This window comes from Thalassotalea castellviae, assembly GCF_031846185.1.
Lineage (GTDB): Bacteria > Pseudomonadota > Gammaproteobacteria > Enterobacterales > Alteromonadaceae > Thalassotalea_H > Thalassotalea_H castellviae.
In genome coordinates, this window is the sequence record NZ_JAVRIF010000007.1 from 17,762 (window position 1) to 37,875 (window position 20,114).

General features: G+C 35.1%; 8 protein-coding genes. 2 read left to right on the plus strand and 6 right to left on the minus strand.

What is annotated here, in order from left to right; genetic code table 11:
* The first annotated feature begins 40 nt into the window (after nt 1-40).
* The gene (locus RM573_RS12615) at nt 41-3,202 is read left to right on the plus strand and encodes a ligand-binding sensor domain-containing protein (RefSeq protein ID WP_311582548.1); all 3,162 of its coding nucleotides are present in this window, start codon (nt 41-43) and stop codon (nt 3,200-3,202) included.
* Here the strand turns inward: RM573_RS12615 and RM573_RS12620 are convergent.
* The 4 genes from RM573_RS12620 to RM573_RS12635 form a co-directional block, all read right to left on the minus strand.
* A complete protein-coding gene (locus RM573_RS12620; protein WP_311582551.1) occupies nt 3,188-6,190 on the minus strand; it encodes a hybrid sensor histidine kinase/response regulator transcription factor in 3,003 nt (1,000 codons plus the stop codon). The genes RM573_RS12615 and RM573_RS12620 overlap by 15 nt on opposite strands.
* Nucleotides 6,191-6,329: 139 nt before the next feature.
* Nucleotides 6,330-7,847, minus strand: coding sequence for an HD domain-containing phosphohydrolase (locus tag RM573_RS12625; RefSeq protein WP_311582552.1), 1,518 nt, complete (start codon nt 7,845-7,847; stop codon nt 6,330-6,332).
* A gap of 364 nt (nt 7,848-8,211) precedes the next feature.
* Nucleotides 8,212-10,911, minus strand: a complete 2,700-nt coding sequence (locus RM573_RS12630) for a response regulator (protein WP_311582555.1) — start codon at nt 10,909-10,911, stop codon at nt 8,212-8,214.
* A gap of 5 nt (nt 10,912-10,916) precedes the next feature.
* The gene (locus tag RM573_RS12635; RefSeq protein WP_311582558.1) at nt 10,917-13,307 is read right to left on the minus strand and encodes a TonB-dependent receptor; all 2,391 of its coding nucleotides are present in this window, start codon (nt 13,305-13,307) and stop codon (nt 10,917-10,919) included.
* 268 nt (nt 13,308-13,575) lie between these two features.
* On the opposite strand from RM573_RS12635, the gene RM573_RS12640 reads away from it, so the two are divergent.
* Nucleotides 13,576-17,796 carry a response regulator gene (locus RM573_RS12640; protein WP_311582561.1) on the plus strand — a complete coding sequence of 1,407 codons (4,221 nt, stop codon included), beginning with the start codon at nt 13,576-13,578 and terminating at the stop codon, nt 17,794-17,796.
* 250 nt (nt 17,797-18,046) lie between these two features.
* On the opposite strand, the gene RM573_RS12645 is transcribed toward RM573_RS12640, so the two are convergent.
* Together RM573_RS12645 and RM573_RS12650 are read right to left on the minus strand one after the other, a co-directional pair.
* Complete coding sequence (locus RM573_RS12645) at nt 18,047-18,958, minus strand: PEP-CTERM sorting domain-containing protein (RefSeq protein WP_311582565.1); 912 nt, start codon at nt 18,956-18,958, stop codon at nt 18,047-18,049.
* 375 nt (nt 18,959-19,333) lie between these two features.
* A complete protein-coding gene (locus tag RM573_RS12650; RefSeq protein WP_311582568.1) occupies nt 19,334-19,828 on the minus strand; it encodes a PEP-CTERM sorting domain-containing protein in 495 nt (164 codons plus the stop codon).
* Nucleotides 19,829-20,114: the final 286 nt, after the last annotated feature.

Genomic DNA, 20,114 nt, shown 5'->3' on the forward strand with positions numbered 1-20,114 from the left:
AATATCGTCATATTGGCTTTAATCTTTAAGGTGGTAGTTTTTGAAAAAAACACTTTTTCTATTTTTATTTTCCTTTGTTATTTTTAAATCTATGGCACAAGAGCTCAATTTATTGGGCTCTTTTCCTCTTGATAATCCTCTTTCATATCAGTTTGTTCGTGCTATAGCGCAAGACCAACATGGCTTTATGTGGTTTGGCTCACAAGAGGGCTTACATCGTTTTGATGGCCATAATTTTGTGAGTTATCATCACGATGCCTCAAACCCGACATCATTGGGTTCAGATGTGATTAGCCGTTTATTAGTGGATAGAAAGAATCAATTATGGGTGGCAACTCGAGGCGGGGGGCTAAATCTTTTTGATGAAAAAACAAATAGCTTTAAGTTGTTTACCACTAACTCGGTATCGGCAAAATTAAGTCATGATAATGTCAATGAAATTCTCCAAGATAGCCAAGGAAAAATATGGGTAGGGACTGAAAAAGGCCTAAATATATTAAATAAAGTCGAAGGAAAGTGGCAAAATAAAGTTATTTTACAAGAACTTGGTAATGAAAAAAGTTTATCTAATAATATGATCCACGCGCTGCTTGAAACCAAGCAAGGCACGATTTGGGTAGGCACCAATGGCGGAGGGATTTCCGTTTTCGATCTTCAGGGGCAATTTATCAAAACCATCAAATATGATAATCATCAAGCCATTGCAAAAGATGGAAAACTCATAAATTCTTTGTTTCAGGATAAACAAGGCTATATATGGATAGGTACGGTAGAGCGAGGTTTAATTAGATTCCAGCCTAAATTAGCAGCTTTTAAACAATATAAATTTGAGCCTAATAATGCTTTTTCTCCTCCCAGTAATACTATTGGCGCTATTGAGCAAGATTCTTCAGGTCGATTGTGGATTGCTACCGATAAGGGCTTGTTAATTTATAACCCCATTGACGACAATTTTTGGCGTTTTAATCATTCTGTCACCAATCCATTTAGTTTGAAAAGCGATTATATTTTGACATTCTTTGAAGATAAAGAACAAATGATTTGGATAGGGACGTTTGCTGGGGTAGATAGATGGAACCCTAAAATGACAACGTTTAACCAATACAACGCACAAAAGCATCCAAGTTTAAAAAGTAATAATATCAGTGCGTTCGCACAATCTACAGAACACATTGTTTATTTTAGTACCTATAATGGTGGTTTGTATCAGCTTGATACGCGCACGAACAAAATTGATGCGTTAGCCATTTCTGAAAAATTCGCCAATTATCGAATTATGAGCTTATTGTCAGATAAACAGACCCTTTGGGTTGGCACGCGATCATCAGGGTTATTCAACGTTGATTTAAATGAAAAGTCTATTGTTCGTTTTCAGCATCAAGCAAAAAATCCTCAATCTATTTCTGCTAATAGCATTACTGACATACTTAAAGATCACCAAGGCACTATTTGGGTTTCAACTTATCATAATGGTTTAAATCGCCTGAATGACGACGGATCCTTTACTCGTTATGTGGCGACAAGCCCAGCGTCAAATAAAGGCCCTAGTACCAATCATGTATTACAAATTATAGAAGATAAACAAGGTGTTATTTGGTTAGCAGCCTATGGTGGAGGCATAAATCGATTCGATCCTTTGACTGAAACGTTTATGCATATTCAACATGTCGATGGTGATATAACGAGCCTAAGTAGTGATTTAGCCTGGGTTTTATATTTAGATAGTCATGAAAATTTATGGGTAGGAACACAAGCTGCCGGAATAAATATTTTAAAGAAACAAGAAATAGACTCACAAAGTTTCACGTTCGAACACTTAAACTCAAAAGACGGAATGAAAAGCCAAACGGCTTACGGTATAAATGAAGATAAACAAGGTAATATATGGTTTAGTTCGAATAAAGGCATATCGCAATACTCTCCTAAAGCCAAGCGATTTAAGCACTATGATACCAGTCACGGTTTACGAGATTTGGAATATAATCATGGCGTGGTCTTTGCCAGTTTTGATAAAACTTTGTATTTTGGCAGTGCGAAAGGTTTTATCAGTATTCATCCTGATAGTGTCTCTGAGCAAAGCAAGGCGCCAGTAGTTAAATTAACCAACATATATAATTTAAATCAAGCCATGGTATTCGAGAACGGGTTAAATACCCTCAAAGAGTTAACCTTAGATTATAAAGATCAATTAATTTCATTTGAATATGTTGGATTAAACTATAGTTCGCCAGAGTCAACACGCTATCGCTATCGTTTGCTAGGTTCGGAAAGTGAGTGGATAGATGCAGGAAAGCAACGTCGCGCAACCTATACTAACTTGCCACAAGGTACTTACACGTTACAAATTATTGCCGGTAATAGTGATAATGTATGGAGTGACCCATATGAGTTAACCATTGTAATGCATCCTGCACCTTGGAAAACGTGGTGGGCATATATGATTTATGTGGCGATTATTGCCTTAGCTTTATTAAGTTACTCTCGCTTTTTAAATAGAAAACTTGCGATTGAACAATTACAAAAGTTAGATCTTAAAAAGCAAGTTGAAGAGAAGACTCAGAAATATCTCGCCAAAAATACGGAATTGGAGTTAGTAAATAAAAAATTAGAACAGGCGGCAACGATTGATAAAGTGACGGGAATAAAAAGTAGACGTTATTTAGATATTTATATCGAACAAGCCAGCCAACTGATGAATCAAATCCATCAAAATTTACTGCCTGTGCAGCGCAATATTTTACCGCGTTTATATATATTAATGATTAATATAAATGATATTAACACCGTGAGTAATAGCCAATTAGTGAATTTCACTGATCTATTACTTTATACCCGTAATCATGATGATCTGCTTATTCGTTGGTCAGATGATACTTTTGCCATTATTGGCTATGAAAAAGAAAATAATGCTGCTGAATTATCAACGCGTTTGGTCAATCGCTTTAACAGTGTATTTGATCAAACAATCTCTTTAAATATCGCGTATTCGTTTTATCCATTTAATCGTGAGCAGCCCGTAGATATTTCTTGGGATCAAATGAGTGTATTAATTGAAAAAGGTTTACGGCTCATAAATCAATACCCTGAATATTCATGGATTGGCTTATATGAGCCTAAAGAGCAACCGTTTGAATTTATAGATATATTGCAAGTTCACACACTTGATGCTCTTAAAGATAAAGTGGTGTTAAAGGTCGGTTGATTCATTCGCACATTTTTGTTGGTATTGTTTAGGGGTGCAATGATACGTTTCTTTAAAACACCGACCGAAGTACGTTTGAGAAGAAAAACCAACATCTAGGGCGATTCGACCTATTTGAGCGCCACTTTTCAGTAATTCTTGTGCTTTTTTTAGCCGGAACTCTTTAATAAAATTATTTGGTGTTGTCCCTAAAATCACTTTGATTTTTCGTTGTAATTGACGCTCACTCATCGCCATATTTTGTGCTAATTGTGTAATACCTAATTCAGGGTTGATATACATTTGTGCGATGGTCTTTTCTAATTTTTCTAAAAACACTTCTTCAACTGAGTCAATAACATTATCTTCACTTGTTAATAATGAAGCTTTTTCATGACTAGCGGCTTTTCTTTCAGACGTTTGTATAGCTTTGAATTTGTTTAAGTGACTTTGTTGTAGGTTTTCTCTGTTCTGAATTAAATTGTCAATGCGCACTAATAGCTCTTGTTGATTAAAGGGTTTACTTAAGTAGTCGTCAGCGTGCAAGTTTAAGCCGTGTAGCCGACTATCTAAGTCAGAGCGAGCTGTTAATAAAATGACCGGAATGTGGGAGGTGATATCGTTTTCTTTTAATTGTTTTAACACTTCAAAGCCATCAATACCGGTTAACATGATATCGCAAACAATGAGGTCCGGAATATATTCTTGCGCGATAGATAACCCTAATTCGCCACTACTTGCCAGAATACAATGATGTGCTTGTTCAACTACTTGTTTAATATGACTTTGCATATCAATATTATCTTCAATAATCAGTACAACTTGTTGGTCTTTATCTTGAATATGCTTTTTAGGCTCGTTTTGTTCCACTAAAATTGAAGCAAGTTCTTCTTCAGAAATGCTATAGGGTAGTGCGGCTTCATTGGTGATCGGTTTAGCCGTTGGGATCGACAAGCTAAACTTACTACCATTATTGTATTCACTGACTAAGTTAATACGCCAATGATGCGCTTTTACTAATTCATTCACTAAAGATAAGCCGATACCCACCCCGAAAATCGCTTGATTTTCTTGATCATCAGCCCGTTGAAAACGATCAAATATTTTATCTTGTGAAGTCTTACTGATGCCAATACCAGTGTCGATTATATCTAATATGATGGTGTCTTTTTCTTGATAAGCGTTCACATTGATTGTCCCGCCGGCTGGTGTATATTTGATTGCATTGGATAACAGGTTAAAAATAATCTTTTCAAAAGCTTGTGCGTCGCATTCAAGCCATAAATCTGCAGGTATATTAATATTAAAAGCTAATTGGCTTTGTGTTGCTAAGCGAGTAAATGAATCTCCGGGCATTTGCATTAAAGTCTCAAGACGATAAATCGCTAATGACATTTTAGGGTTGTCATTTAACCGAGACAATTCTAATAGTTGTTCGACCATTCTTACCAACCGTAAACCGTTTCGTTTAGCTGTGGTTAATTCTTGTTGTTCTTGCCGTGATTCAGTGTGTTGTAAGTATCTATCTAAAACCCCGTTAATAATGGTTAAAGGAGTTCTAAATTCATGCGATATGTTAGCAATGAATTTATCTTTTAATTCAAGCGCTTGCTTTTCTGCTAATTTTCTAGCCGTTAAATTGATAAATGTTATAACGATCAAAGGTGACTCTTGTCTGTCCGCCCACTGTAATTCCACTTGAACAGGAAATTCACTCTTATCTGAGCGAATCGCTTTACATTCTAGGGTTAACCCTTGTTCTTTACGTTGTAGCTCATAAACATTGCTATGATAATCGAAAAAATAATGCATTTTATCATCGGGTGAAAATAAGGTACTGACACTTGAATCAATTAAGTCTTGTTCAAGTAATTGAAAAACCTGCACCGCAGATGGGTTAGCGGATAAAATTTTACCTGTTTTAGACACGGTTAAAATAGCATTGTTTGAAGCATTAACAATTGCTTTATTTTCACTGTATATAATCGCTTTATTTAACGATTCGTTCTGTTTTTTCAGTCCGCTTAATTGATGCTTTATATCATGAAGTTGCAGCTTTAATTGTTGGTATGCTTTGCGTTTTTTACGGGATAATAAAGCAACAAATACAACAGCAGATGAAAACCATCCTAAGACTATTACTGACTGCCAATAGTGGTTGGTACGATAAAATAATTGATAATGTTCACCTAATAAGTGTAATGACAATATGCCTAACACCAGTAGTAACATGTACAATTCAGAATTAACTTCATATTGTTGAGAAATAGCGGGATTATTATCGGTTAACGAAATTTTGCTAGCAATGATTAACGTTAAGAAGGGCAATAAAATAAAAACATCATTAAATAGCGAAAAAATACTTTGATGTTGACGTAATTCAAAAAAATTAAGGAGGTTATCGCTAAATATGATTAAAGCACCACAGAGTAACATGCCATATAAATGTCGCCAGTAAGTCGTCGTTGATTTTGCAAAGCTAATCAATAACCGAAAACCAATTAAGCCGGTAATGAATAGATGAAACATGACCGAAGGCTGGCGACTTTGATACTGTAACTCAGAAAATTCATAAGGGAGTAAAATAAAATAACTGAAACAAACGACAACAAAAAAGATAGCAGGTACACGGCCACCTGAATACTTATTGACTGGAGTTTCTTTAAGGTGAGGGTTTGTTTCTATCGCTAAAAAAATAAAGAAGTAGCTAAATAATGATAAAAAATCTTGAAGCAAATAAAGTGTCGGGAAAACAATAAGAACTATATTGGCCAAACCTCCGCCAAACGTCACCATAAGTAAATATTGCCAAAAGAGTTTGAGCGATTTTGACTGCGTTGAATTTTTTGCAAGGTTAATAGTGATGAGGGCGATAATTTGTAACGAAATTAACGCGCACATTAATAATATATTTTGATACGCTCCAATGCCTTTTACAAAAATACTATAAGGTAGGAAGGTTAATAAAAATGATAATATTACAACAGGATTTTTATATGCACTTTGCAAATGTATTTCCTAATATTGAATTGGTTTAGTTTTAGTTCGTTCTGTGAACACCTACTCCTTATTTGTTAATACCCAGTATACATTAAATTAACATTTGTGAAATATCACCGTTTTTAGTTCTGCATAGATTAGTTTACACTTATAAATCGTTTTGCTTTTTATCTAAAAATTTTTCGGCAAATGCTAAGTAAACTTTTTCTTCGATAAATACATCATATAAATCAGGATCTAAGTGATCATTCTCTTTCATTCTATCCATAATGGCGATGGTTTGAGAGAGTGTTTTTGGGGGTTTATATGGCCTGTCATTCGCGGTTAGCGCTTCAAAAACATCTGCAATAGCCATAATGCGAGCTGGAATTGACATCTCATTTCGTTTTAAGCCTTTTGGATAACCTGTACCATCCATCTTTTCATGGTGGCCACAAGCATACTCAGGAACATTTTTTAAATGTTTAGGAAACGGTAATGACTCTAACATATCAACCGTGACATCCATATGACCGTTAATGATTTGTCTTTCTCTATTGTTTAATGTACCGCGTTTAGTGATGAGGTTAAGTACTTCATCGTCGGAAAGAATAGGTTGAGTCACGCCATTGATGGTTACTTTATAGTGTTTGGCAATTTGGTAAACTCGGTTGATTTTAGCGTCATCAAAAAATTCACTTCCAGTATTAGCATTTATAATAAAGGCCTTATCATCAGCGAGTTGTTTAAGCTTTCGCAACTTTTCATTGGCATCATATTTTCCATGATGAGAAATATACAATGATGCAACTTCAAAACGGGCAATAATTAGTTCAATGCGATCAAAGACGGTTTCTAATTTTGTCGCTTTATCCATGACATATTCAGGTGTCGCCACTTTACCGCAATCATGTAACCAAGCTGCTACGCTTAGCTCATGAAAGTCGGCATCGCTGAGTGAAAAGTTAGCGAGTGGACCTTTTTTAATTTCATGACAAGCACGGGCAAGTGACATGGTTATTTCTGGTACTCGTCGACAATGTTCTCCCGTATAAGGAGACTTCTTATCGATTGCGTAAGCAATTACGCGTGAAAATGAACCAAAGAGCTCCTCCATTTGGTCGATTAATTGTTTATTGGTTAAAATCACCGCCGCTAATGACGTTAGAGCATGAATGGTACGCTCAATTTTTTTATCAAATGCGATAACGTTATTGTTTGAATCGGCAGCGTTAATCAGCTGTATCACACCGGTTAGATCATTTTCATGGTTGTTCATTGGAAGCGTCAATACCGATTTTGTACGATAACCGGTTCGCTTATCCATTTCTTTTGCTGCCGTGACATCATAATCTTTCACGTGATAGGCATCTTCAATATTAATGATTTTGCCGGTAGTTGCCGCTATGGAAACTAATGCACTTTTATTCGGTTTTTGATATTGATAAATATTAATCGCAGGTATTTCTATTTTATGAGAAGTCGTTCCTCCCCAATGTATATTAAGGCTTTTATTGATAAGGGTATCAAAGACTAATTGTTCTTCATCGTTCACCGAATAAATAGTTCCGCCATCGGCACGTGACAACGCCATCGCACTGAGTAAGATTTGTTCTAATAAAACTTGATGATTTTTTTCTTTTGAAAGGGCTAAACCTATTTCAATAAAGTGTTCAATATTTTCCATTTTTCTCTCTTTTTCATCCCAACTAAAGATGTCTTATCAAGTATAGGTGTAAATTAATGCTTTATTTTTATTAGTTTCTTAAATGACTTTGCTACATTATTTCCGTATTTATTCATGCGGTTACTTATTGATGTAAAAGATTTTTCTAAATGCCGCTATCCGGTGCGAGAATGACTTTTTAGATGACCATGTCAATGCATGGGAAAATACAAGCTAACACTGAAAGTAACAAAAATTTGCGGGGTCTTTCTTACGAAATCTAAATGCGTTATTTTTCTTGTTAAGGTAAATATAATTAAAACTAATAAGAAAGATTATTGATGATAAGCAATTAGTTTTTGATTAATTTTGCCCTTAAAACACGTTATTTTATTAGGCTAAGGATTGTAGATATTAAACTTTCTTTAATAATAGGTTTAGATTCATGTGCATTCATTCCAACAGCTAAGTAGCTTTTAACATCACTTTCTAAAACATTGGCCGTCAGTGCTATTATTGGTAGCTTTACTAATTTTTTATCTAGACTCGAGCGGATAATTTTAGTGGTTTCAACGCCATCCATAATCGGCATATGAATATCCATTAATATAATGTCAATCTTATTGGGGGCGTTGATAACTTTTATTGCTTCAACACCATTATTCACCATGGTTATATCCGCGCCTTCTGCAGTGAGTATTTTGTTGATAACCAATTGATTTATATTGTTATCTTCAGCAACCAATATATTTATACCTTCCAAGCGTTTTTGTATGATCATTGTTTCTTTTACCGGTGTTTTGTTTTTTAATACCGATATTATTGCTTGATGTAATACTTCTGTTGGACAGGGCTTTTGTAAAACCGTTTTAATAATAGGGAGTGCTTCTCTGGCTTTTTCGATTGAAGAAGTTTCGTAAGCTGACAGGATAATAACTTTAGGTACTACCTTCATATTTAGGGTTAATAATTCTTGAACAAATTCACCTCCATTGGTGTGTGGCATGGTCCAATCAGAAATAATCAATTTAATTTTGTGCTCTGAATTTTGCAGTATATCTAAGCCTTCTTCTGCCGATTGTGCCGTAATAGGAGTCATGTTTATACTTGCTAAATAGTTGCTAATAATATTCAAGGCGATTGGGTTATCATCGACAATTAGCACCTCAACATTTTCATTTATCAATGTTTTGTGTTTTTCAGTTAATTCATGTTCATCAATTAAAATATCGGTATTTAACTGAATCTTTATAAACGCAGTAAAGATACTACCTTTGCCTTTAGTGCTAGTAAGGTTTATGTCGCCTCCCATCGCTTGACAGAGTTTCTGGCTTATTGATAACCCTAAACCTGTGCCGCCATATTTTCTAGTCGTTGATGAGTCGGCTTGGCTAAAATTGCTAAATAAAGTGGCGATATCTTTTTCATTTATGCCTATTCCTGTATCTTTAACTTGGAATCTAAGAATAAAGATATTATTTTTATCATCTACTTTATTCATAGAAATGATAACATCTACACGGCCTTTTTCGGTAAATTTAATCGCATTCGAGCATAAGTTCATTAACACTTGATTGATTCTAAAAATATCACCCATTAAGTCAGGTGGCGCGTATCCCTCTATAGAAACTTTAAAGTCTATACCTCTGGCTTTGGCTATATCTTGAAATGTGCCGTTTAAATTATCAATAATACTAAAAATTGAAAATGCCGAAATTTCTAGGTCAACTTTGCCTGACTCTACTTTGGAAAAATCTAAAATATCATTGATAACCGATAATAAATGTCTACCTGAATAAATAAGTTTCTCAACATATTCCTTTTGATCAACATCTAGTTGAGTTCTATTTAATAGCTCTGTTAAACCAATGACTCCATTTAACGGAGTTCTTATTTCATGGCTCATATTGGCAAGAAATTCTGATTTAGCATTGGCAGAAATTTTTGCGGCTTCTACGGCATGTATTAGGCGACGATTCTGTTCCGATAATTGATTTCGTTGATGATAAATGGCAGACGTTTTACGTTTTACTTCTCGGGTTAAAAGCTTTTGACGAGACAACAATGAATAGGTGATAAATGAGATAGCAAAAATTAAAATAATGCCAACAATAAAGAGAGGGTATAGCAAACTATCAATGTCTGCTAATTGCTGATCATTTGGGATAACAATCAATTCAAAACGATTATTGATTAATCGGATGGTAAATTGAAAATGAATTGTCGGTAGTTCTGCCAGTAAAGTAGAATCAAAACTGCGTAATGTATTACTTGGAAAGTGAAATGCGTTTTTATTGCTGTCTATCAAGATATATCTATAATTATCATCAGGATTACTGATTAACTCGTTGATGAAAAAGTCCGAGATTGATTGACTCGAGACAATTAAACCACTGACTTCTGATGAATCATCCGACACTGTATCGATAGAGAAAAAAGGATGAACATATATAATAAAAGGCTCATCTTTTATCGTTGATAAAGGCGGTGAAAAATCAGAAACAATAGGTTTTTTTAGTTCTATAGCCGGAAAAATTAAAGGGGATATTGGTGACGACTCTACTATCGAACGACCGAGAAAGTTAGCTATATTTTGTGCTGGGAAAGTATAACTAATAATATTATAAAAGTTATCAGTTGTTGTTGCTTCGCTAAGTTCATTCGGAGCCGAGTAATCAAAGATACTAAACTTTTCATATTCAGGGGTTGGGTTTTGGCGAATATTAGTTAAATAATCATCAATATATGACGCTGGAATATGATGAATCGCACTGATTCTTCGGTTTTTGGGGAAATTTGGGAATACCCGTCGAACGAATTGAGAAAACTCTGAATGACTTACCCACCCTGAAGAGGAATATAAATTAGCAATAGAGGAGACTTGAAAAAAAGAACGCTTTATTTCTGCTTCAATATCTTTGGTTTGTAACTCAGCACGTTGCTGATATTTCTCATATACCGCTTGTTTTTCATTTTTAAGTGAATAGCTATATAAAATAATTAAGCCAGTTAAGCTAATTATTAGCACCGATAATGCGATAAGGGCAGGCTTTTCAAACAGTATTTTTGTTTTAAAAGTTAGCATTAGAATTAAAAAGTCCTTTTAAATGTTAAGCCAATTTCTCTAGGATCACCTTGGGCACATAATCTAGCGGTTTCGGTTGATGTTCCTGGCGCTATTGCTCGCTCAGTACAATATTTTTCATCAGACGCATTTTTTAACCACAGTGATAATTGGAATTCTCTTTCTTTGCCAAAAAAATAAACACTATTTAATGTAAGTAAACCTACCATATCTTCTGAAAAATTATCAAGCCAAATAGAACTTTGTGTACCAGCAAGTTGATGTGGGTGCTTATCTAAAAAGTTATAATACATACTTAATTCTAGTTCACTGTGGGTAAATTCAATATTTTTAATGACAGAAATGCTGTAGCTAAATTCAGGGGCATTGGTGAGCTGATTACCTGAAACAACTTGGTTTTGAAATCCTTCAACGATCAGGGGGGAGATCCCCGATGTGTCTAATTGCCCATCAGTTACTTTGGTTGATAACCAGGCAGTACTGAGGTTGAAACGAAGGGTCGATGAAGCCTGCCAAGATAATTCAAGCTCTGCACCGGCTGACTCGGCAGAAGGTAAATTGACAAGAGAGGCAAATAAGTTAGCCGGATTGCCAGGGTTATAAACTAAAAAGAATTGATAATCACGCCAAGTGTTTTTGAAAATAGCGCCATTTAGCCTTAGGGCACTATTCGGGAATTCAGATTTAAAACCGATTTCAGTGGTGACTAAACTTTCCGGTTTAACGGTTTTGCTGAGTAATGATTTATACGCAGTAACAGTGGGGTTTGAGTTAACGCCGCCCATTTTAAAGCCTCTTGATAATGAACTATAGAGCATCAAATTTTCATTTAAGTGATAATCCAATGATATTTTCCCCCCCCATTCATTAAAAGTTTCATCTATTTGTTCTGATGCCGGAAAACCTCCATTGGCGGTGATATATTGTGTTGCTCGCTGAAAGCCCATAAAATCTGATAAACGATCAAAATCATTATTTCCTATACTGTACCAACCCAAACTGCCGAGTGGAAATTCTTGTCCGGGCAAGTCCATCATCATACCCGCAGCATGAACGGTTGGCTTAAGATGTTGAGTAGTCCAACGATAACCAGAAGTTAAATTTAGGTTTTCAGTGATGGGGTAGGTCAATTGCCCATAGGTTGAAAAGGTGCGACTTTTATGGTCAATCCATGCTCCTCTATCGAACATTGGGCCGATACCTTCATCCGCTATGCTGTCATCAGGTCTACCTGGGCCTGCGGGATCAATTAATGCCGCTTGAAATATATTTCCGTATTCTATGTTATAAAGTAGACCGAAAACCCAATGGATATCGTTATTGAGTGCCGATTGCCATTGCAGCTCTTGGGACAACGTTTCAGTATCAGTTGAGTTATAAATATTAGATTGATAAACACTGGATTGAAGTTGTTGGCCTCCCCAATCATCCATACGTTGAGAGACGACATTTTCGAAAGATGAAATGGCATTAAAAATAAAAGTATCGCTGTGCGAAGTAAACTTTAAAAACCCGCCGTATGCATCGATATCATTTGGAGGATTGATCAATGAAGAATAATTCTTTGACAGGTCTTGGCTATCAATATCTATGATTGATTGACTATCCTGAGGACTCATTGCTGTTTTAATTTCAGCAACTTGATCTTGCTGACCGCCATAGAGACTAAATGATAATTGCTGGTTGTCGTCAATGATGTATAACAACTTCATTCGAGCCCCAAAACGATTAATATCATTATACTCTGAAGTATTGTTGGGGATGTTACTTGAAACTGTGCCATCTCTTTTGTGTGAGTATGCTGAGAGCCTGATACCAGCTTTATCAGTGAGAGGAAAACTAATCGCTCCCTCAGCTTTAATAAGGTTAAAGTTTCCTAAACTTAATTCCCCAAAGCCTGAAGTGTCACCTTCATTATTTGCGTCATTTGTGAAAAAATTAATCGCACCTCCGGTGGTGTTCTTGCCAAATAATGTATTTTGTGGTCCTTTTAAAACTTCCACTCTCTGTAAATCAAATAGCGCAAAATTGGCGAGAACCGGGCTGTGAATTGCAACATCATCAACATATAGACCAACTGCAGGTACTGACGATAAGTTAAAACCGTCCATGCCGACACCTCGAATAAAGAAATTACTGATGCCACTTATAGATCTGGTCGCATTAACATTGGGAATTAATGTCGTGACTTCACTAGCATGTCCTATTTTTGCAGATGATAACGTTTGCGAAGAAATCGCGGCAATTGAAAACGGTACATCTTGCACCGATTGCACACGTTTTTGCGCCGTTACCTCAATAACTTCAATAGGGTCAACAGCTTCTGAGTAAACCGTCAGTGGCAAAAAATAAATAAAAAAGATAAAGCAAGATAAAATATTAAATTTTTTAAGCATAAGATTTCTATTTTGTAGTGACAATTTCCAGTATATTCTAGTTTGATTTTTAAACCAGTTTTTCTGCTTAATTATTAATATAATTGATAATTTTATTATTTTAAACTTATTTTTTATGCCGTTATTTCTTCTATTGAATCTTAGTGTTTTTAAGCATAACGATTAAGATATTATGATTTTGAAAGGGATAACATAGCTATTTTTTATGAAATGCTCTAGAGTAACCTTTGAATTTCATTTTCTCTTTTATTAAATAGAATCAGTTAAAATGTCTATGATTTCTAAATCTTTTTTTAATCGCTTTATTTATTTCTTTTGTTTTTCTTTGGTGATTAACGTATCTGCAAACAGCACAGAGCAATTATCGGCTCTTAAAAATGACTACGCTATTGAAAAACTTACCGCGGAGGATGGTTTTGTTTCTTCAGAAGTCTATTCCATCATTCAAGATCATCAGGGTTTTTTATGGTTTGGTACTGCAGAAAACGGTGTGATGCGTTATGACGGTCGTAAAGTAACCTTATTTGAATTTGATAGCACAAGTACCAACAGTTTATCGCATAATGATGCTGGTAATCTCATGTTAGATCACCAAGGTCAAATATGGATTGGAACATGGGGGGGCGGGGCGAATCGTTATGATCCTAAAGTTGGACGCTTTGAAAACTTCCTTCATAACCCGAAACGCCTAGACTCAATTTCTTCTGGGAGAATTCAAACCTTATTTCATGATCAACAAGGCCATATCTGGTTAGGAACCTATGATAAAGGCTTGAATAAATATCTAGGAAATGACCGTTTTGAGCGTATTGAAAAAAGTTTAGGGGATAAAACTAGCTTATCTCACAACCGCATCTGGGATATTGAAGATAATGATAAAGATAGTCTCTGGATTGCAACAAGTTTTGGGTTAAATTTATTTGATAAAACGACCTCTAAATTTGAACATTTCTTACCTGAGCCAAATAATTATTCACCAACAGGTGGCAACGAAATTCGCAATATTTTGAAAACTACTAATAATGAACTTTATGTCGGCACGCAAAAAGGGCCTTATTATTTTGATGATAAAAGCAAAACTTTTACTCACTTAATAAATAAACAAGGTGCAATACTTGAGCAAGTAAACTCAATGATTGAAGCTCAAGATGGCAATATCTGGTTTGTAACAAGTAAAGGTTTGTATCGCAAGTCGAAGTCAGCTGATGTCGTTGAGCGATTTGATTTAGATAATAATAGCGGCTTACGAATTGTTTTCGAAGATAACAATAAAACACTTTGGGTGACGAATGAAACACAGGGTATTTACAAGCTTGTTCCGCACCGTCAATTTAGACCGATTAATAGCCCAGAATTACGGCCTCCTAACGGCATTACCACAGACTCTAATGGCGACTTGTTGATTGTTTCATCAACCTCGCAATTATATAAGTGGCACATCGATGAGAAAAAATTAGAAAAATTAACGGAGACAATTTTTAGTGAAGAAAATGGTTATCAAGGCAATAGATTATTAGAAAAACCAATTGTATTTCAAGATGTTAATAATCGAGTTTGGATTGCACAAGATGAAGGGTTAGCTTCATATAATTTGGTCACTAAAACACTTAAGTTTATAAACTACCCAACGAGTGCTGCGGGTTATAAAGAGTTTAGAGAGTTACGAGCTTTAAACATGGATAAATATGGCCTCCTTTGGATTGGAACCTATAAAAATGGGGTTTATCAATACAATCCTGCGACGGAACATTTTATTCATATGGATGAAAAGTTTGGATTATCTCATCCTGAAGTATTCGAGATATTTAAAGATAACCATCAACAGATATGGGTCGGCACTGGTGATGGAGTCAACCTTTGGGATGATGAAACAAAACGGTTTATCACTTTCAAAGAAGAGAAAAATAAAGCAGGCAGCTTATTAGGCAGTATTATCCAAGATATACATCAAAGTAAGAACAATGACATTTGGATTGCTACGCAAGCAGGTCTTAATTTATTTGAGCCACAAACAAACAGCTTTAAGCATTTTGATCGTAAAAATGGGCTTCCTACTTCATTGATTCGCGCGGTTACTGATGACGACAATGGCACTTTATGGCTTACCACTAATAAAGGTATTTCAAAACTCGACCCTTCTTCTGGTCACGTCACTAATTATGATAGTCATAACGGCGTAATGGGGTCGAATTATTATCCAAACAGTTTAATAAGTGGCAAAGATCAAACCTTATTTACCAGTAGTCAAAGAGGCATAGAATACTTTAAAACCACAAACATTGAGTCAGAAAAGAGTGATTTTAATGTCGTATTAACCGGGTTTAATAAAATGGGGCAAGCGTTTCAACTTGATTCGCCTTATGCGTATGTTACCGATATTGCTTTATCTTATCGAGATTACTTTTTCTCTTTCGAATTTTCTGCATTAGATTTTATTTCTCCGTTTAAAAACCAATATGCGTATAAGTTGGAAGGTTATGATGATAACTGGATAAATATTGGTAATAGAAACATTGCCTCATTTACCAATTTAGATGGTGGTTCATATCGATTATTAGTGAAAGCTGCCAATAAAAACGGAATATGGAGCGACAAAATTTTAACCATCAACTTGGTCGTTTCTCAACCCCCTTGGCAAACTTGGTGGGCATATTTGATTTATTTTACTTTTGCTCTATTTATTATCTTTTCAATAATTTATGTACGTACTCGACTTCAACGAGCGGAAATATCAAGACAAAAAGAGTTTGTGGTTAAACTTGAAGAACAAGTGACACAAAAAACAGCGACGTTAAAAGCGCAAGCTCAAGACTTAACTGAAGCCCTTGAAAAAGCCGAAGAAGCAACCCAGCTTAAATCAGAATTTTTAGCCAATATGAGCCATGAGATCAGAACACCAATGAACGGTGTGTTAGGCATGCTGGGGTTATTAAAGAATAGTCGTTTAACGGCAGAGCAAGCGCATCGCTTGAATATTGCTTATTCAAGCGCTAACTCATTATTAGCTTTAATTAATGACATACTTGATTTTTCAAAAATTGAAGCAGGGAAATTAGAATTAGAACTGATTGAGTTTAATGTTCATAACTTATTAGGCAAGCTTGCTGAGTCAATAACAATGTCAGCAAAGCATAAAGATATTGAAATAATACTGGATCTAACTCACGTAAAATTTACCTCGATAAAGTCTGATCCAAATAGAATCAGGCAAATAATTACCAATCTATTGAGTAATGCCGTTAAATTCACCGAACAAGGGGAAATTCTGATCACCGCGAAATTAACGCCGACAACAGTAGATAATGAATTACGATTTAGTTGTAAAATTACTGATACTGGTATTGGTATTGCCGAGGAACATATTCCCTTATTATTTGGCGCTTTTAGTCAAGCTGATGCCTCGACGACCAGAAAATATGGTGGAACCGGATTAGGCTTAAGTATCACGAAAGAGCTTTGTAAATTGCTTAACGGCGATGTAACTGTAACAAGCGAGCTAGGTAAAGGAAGTTGTTTTGAAATATCTTTTTTAGTGGAAAAAAGCAAAACGTCTCAATTAATTGCACCCGAGTTAGAAACGTCAATGATTGATGTTTTGATTGTCGACGATAACCCAACGATTCGAGATGTCTTAAAGCGACAACTTCAATGTTGGGGAGTTAAGGTTAGTGTCGCGGATTCTGCTGAAGAAGCTTTGAATTTATGCGAGAGTCGATGGTCAAATTCTAGCGTAAAAAACTTTGATTTAGCATTACTTGATTTGCATATGCCTAATGTCAATGGAGAAGTATTAGCGCAACGAATCAGGGAAACGAAACATTACCAAACCATGAAGTTAGTAATGATGACTTCGATGAATCAACAAATTGATTCTGATCACTATGATGAATTAGGCATTAGTGCTTATTTTCCTAAACCAATCACCACACATGAGTTATTGAAGGCTTTAAATGTTTTAATAAATGAGGAAAAGCCGTTAGTTGAAACAGAAAATACCGAAAAAATCGTACCTTCACTTGAATCTTCAAGTGAAAATAGTTTAGCGGGTGACTTATCTTTTTCAGATGAAAATATTAATCCGAGTGAAAACTGGCCACCAGAAACCAATATATTGCTAGTTGAAGATAATCGAATCAATCAAATGGTGGCGTTAAGTGTTATTAAAAATATTGGCTTAACTGCCGATGTAGCAATAAACGGTATCGAGGCATTACAGCGAATTCAGGCAGCTACGGATGAAAAGCCATATACTATTATCATTATGGATTGTCAGATGCCGGAAATGGATGGTTATGAAACAACACGAAGATTAAGGGCAGGTGAAGCTGGTATTAGAAATATTTCGTTGCCAATTATTGCCATGACCGCTAATGCTATGGAAGGTGATAAACAAAAATGCTTAGATGCGGGTATGGATGATTATCTTACCAAACCTATAGAGCCTAAAAATGTTCATGAAAAATTAAGTTATTGGATCAACAAAAAATAATTTATTTTAGCGTGTAATCGTTCAAGTTAAAGTTGAGCTGCTTTTTAGTAAAAGCTCACTTCTTATGACTTATTAATCAGCAAGATTGGTCCATTCTAGCGTTGATTAATTGTGTCATTTGCATGTAACAGAATAGTGAAAAATCGATAGGCTCTGATACTTCATTATAATAACTAGTCATTATTGCTGTAGAAAGGCGAAAAAAAGCTAGGCAATAGCCTAGCTCATTGAAATATCATTCATTCTTTGATTAATTATTCACTTTTCTTCTGTTTAACATCAAGCCAAATAAACCTAAGCCTGCAAGTAAAATAGTTGAAGGTTCAGGAACTTGAGCCGGATCTCTAGCCCAAACATTGATATGTAATGGTTGTGCATCGTTACCAAAGGTTGGGAAATCATCCATATTAAAGCTACCGCTTAACATATAAGGCGTATTAAAGTTTAAATCAGCATTATTTTCTGCAGCAAAGATATCTTTAAAATTAAAATCATAAACAGCAAAACGAGTTAATGAATTGATTGAAAAAGCAAGATGATCAAAGGTCGCCTTTCCTAATAAACTTTGCACGTCATCGATAATGCCTAGTTCGGTGGTTAGTTTCCAATACCCTGAATTATCGGCACAGTTATATCCGGAGACAAAACTAGCAAAATACTCTTTACAACCAAATGATAGAGTTAACAATTCATTTACTTGAAAGGTAATTTCTTCATGAGTACCAACTTCGTCATAGCTGGTTGTAAAACCAGTGCTCCATTTTTTCCAAGTATCACCTAAATGAATCCAACCTGGATCTGTTGCGTTACCGTCACCGTCTAAATCTTGTAAATCTTCTGGTCCATCGAGAAATTCATTACCCGTTAAAACACCCCACTGGCCGTTTAAAAAACCATCACCTAATTCACCAATATTATTGTCAGTATAGGCACCACCACCAATAATATCTTGACCCCAATACGTACCAATACAGCTAGTAGCATCATGCCCACTAGATAATAAATTGGTATTAGTATTATCCCCAACTACAGAAACATGATCTAGTGTAACGCTGTCTGTTGTACACTCGCCAGCTGACACTAATGTTGCTGAGGCATTAGTTGAGATAAATGCAGCAGAGCACATAAGCACTGCCATTAATTGTTTTAAACCCTTCTTCATAATCATTCCTTTATCTTGTTTAAAATTGCACAATAGAGCAATATCGTTAAAGCAAAATCAAGGCCATTAATTAAGTTATTGAAAATCAGTGGTTTTTATTGATGATGTATTGATGCTGTAAAAAAATTTGACAAATATTATCACTCAATTCTTTAACTAGTTGTTGGAAAATATAATAAAAGTTAAAGGTCGAAAATGAACGATTCGTTGAGAATCAAACTATTATAATAGGCAGATGATGTTTTGTTTATCACTGTTTAAAACTAGTTAAGGCTAGTAAAAACAGCTCGCGTTTAAAAAACAAACAAAAAAAACATCAATGATTTTGAAAGTCATTGATGCTCTTATTAATTGATTATTTTATTAAAATTTCAATTATTTTTTGATTTTTCTAGAAGCTAAACCAATGATACCTAATGCAAAGATAGCGAGTGTTGACGGCTCTGGCACTTGAGTATTGTCTTGAAGAAAAACATAGTTAATAAAATTTCCTGAACCACCATTGTCTCTAACATATGCTGAAGCGTCATCGCCAGATCTCCAACCAGAAGCGCCATATCCATCATCATTTGAATCTAAGCGATAACTTTGAATAAAATCACTCACACCATTACCAACAACATCATACCAAGCTGTTTGACTGATGTTATTTATGTCTGTGCCATTGATTGAAATAAGATAGTTTCCATTAACGGGGCTGCCAAAAATTTCTTCAGCGGCTTCTATAGCACTATAAACCTCTGGGTTTGTCGTCCAAGCAGGACCGTCATAGAGATTATATGAACCAATATAAATAATCCCAGCCATTGCCGTGTTACTAAGCATTAAAACTACAGCTACTAAAGCAGCTTTTAATAATTTAACATTCATCGTTTTTCCTCGATAAAACAATCATCAACATAATGATTATAAGTTTATACTTCTATTAAGCAATAATCGAACCTTTTTTGTTAACTTGTTGATAATAGTGGGTTTTATTTTGTTGTGTGAAAGGTGTAAGTATATTTTCGCAAAAAAGTGTAAAAAAACGTGACAAAATAAATGCAAGTAAACCAAGATTGGTTGCATGATAGCTTAATCTTATTTACCACCACTAATCTGCTATACGGTGTTTTTAGACAAGGAATTTTTATACGATGAGTACGGAATTATATTT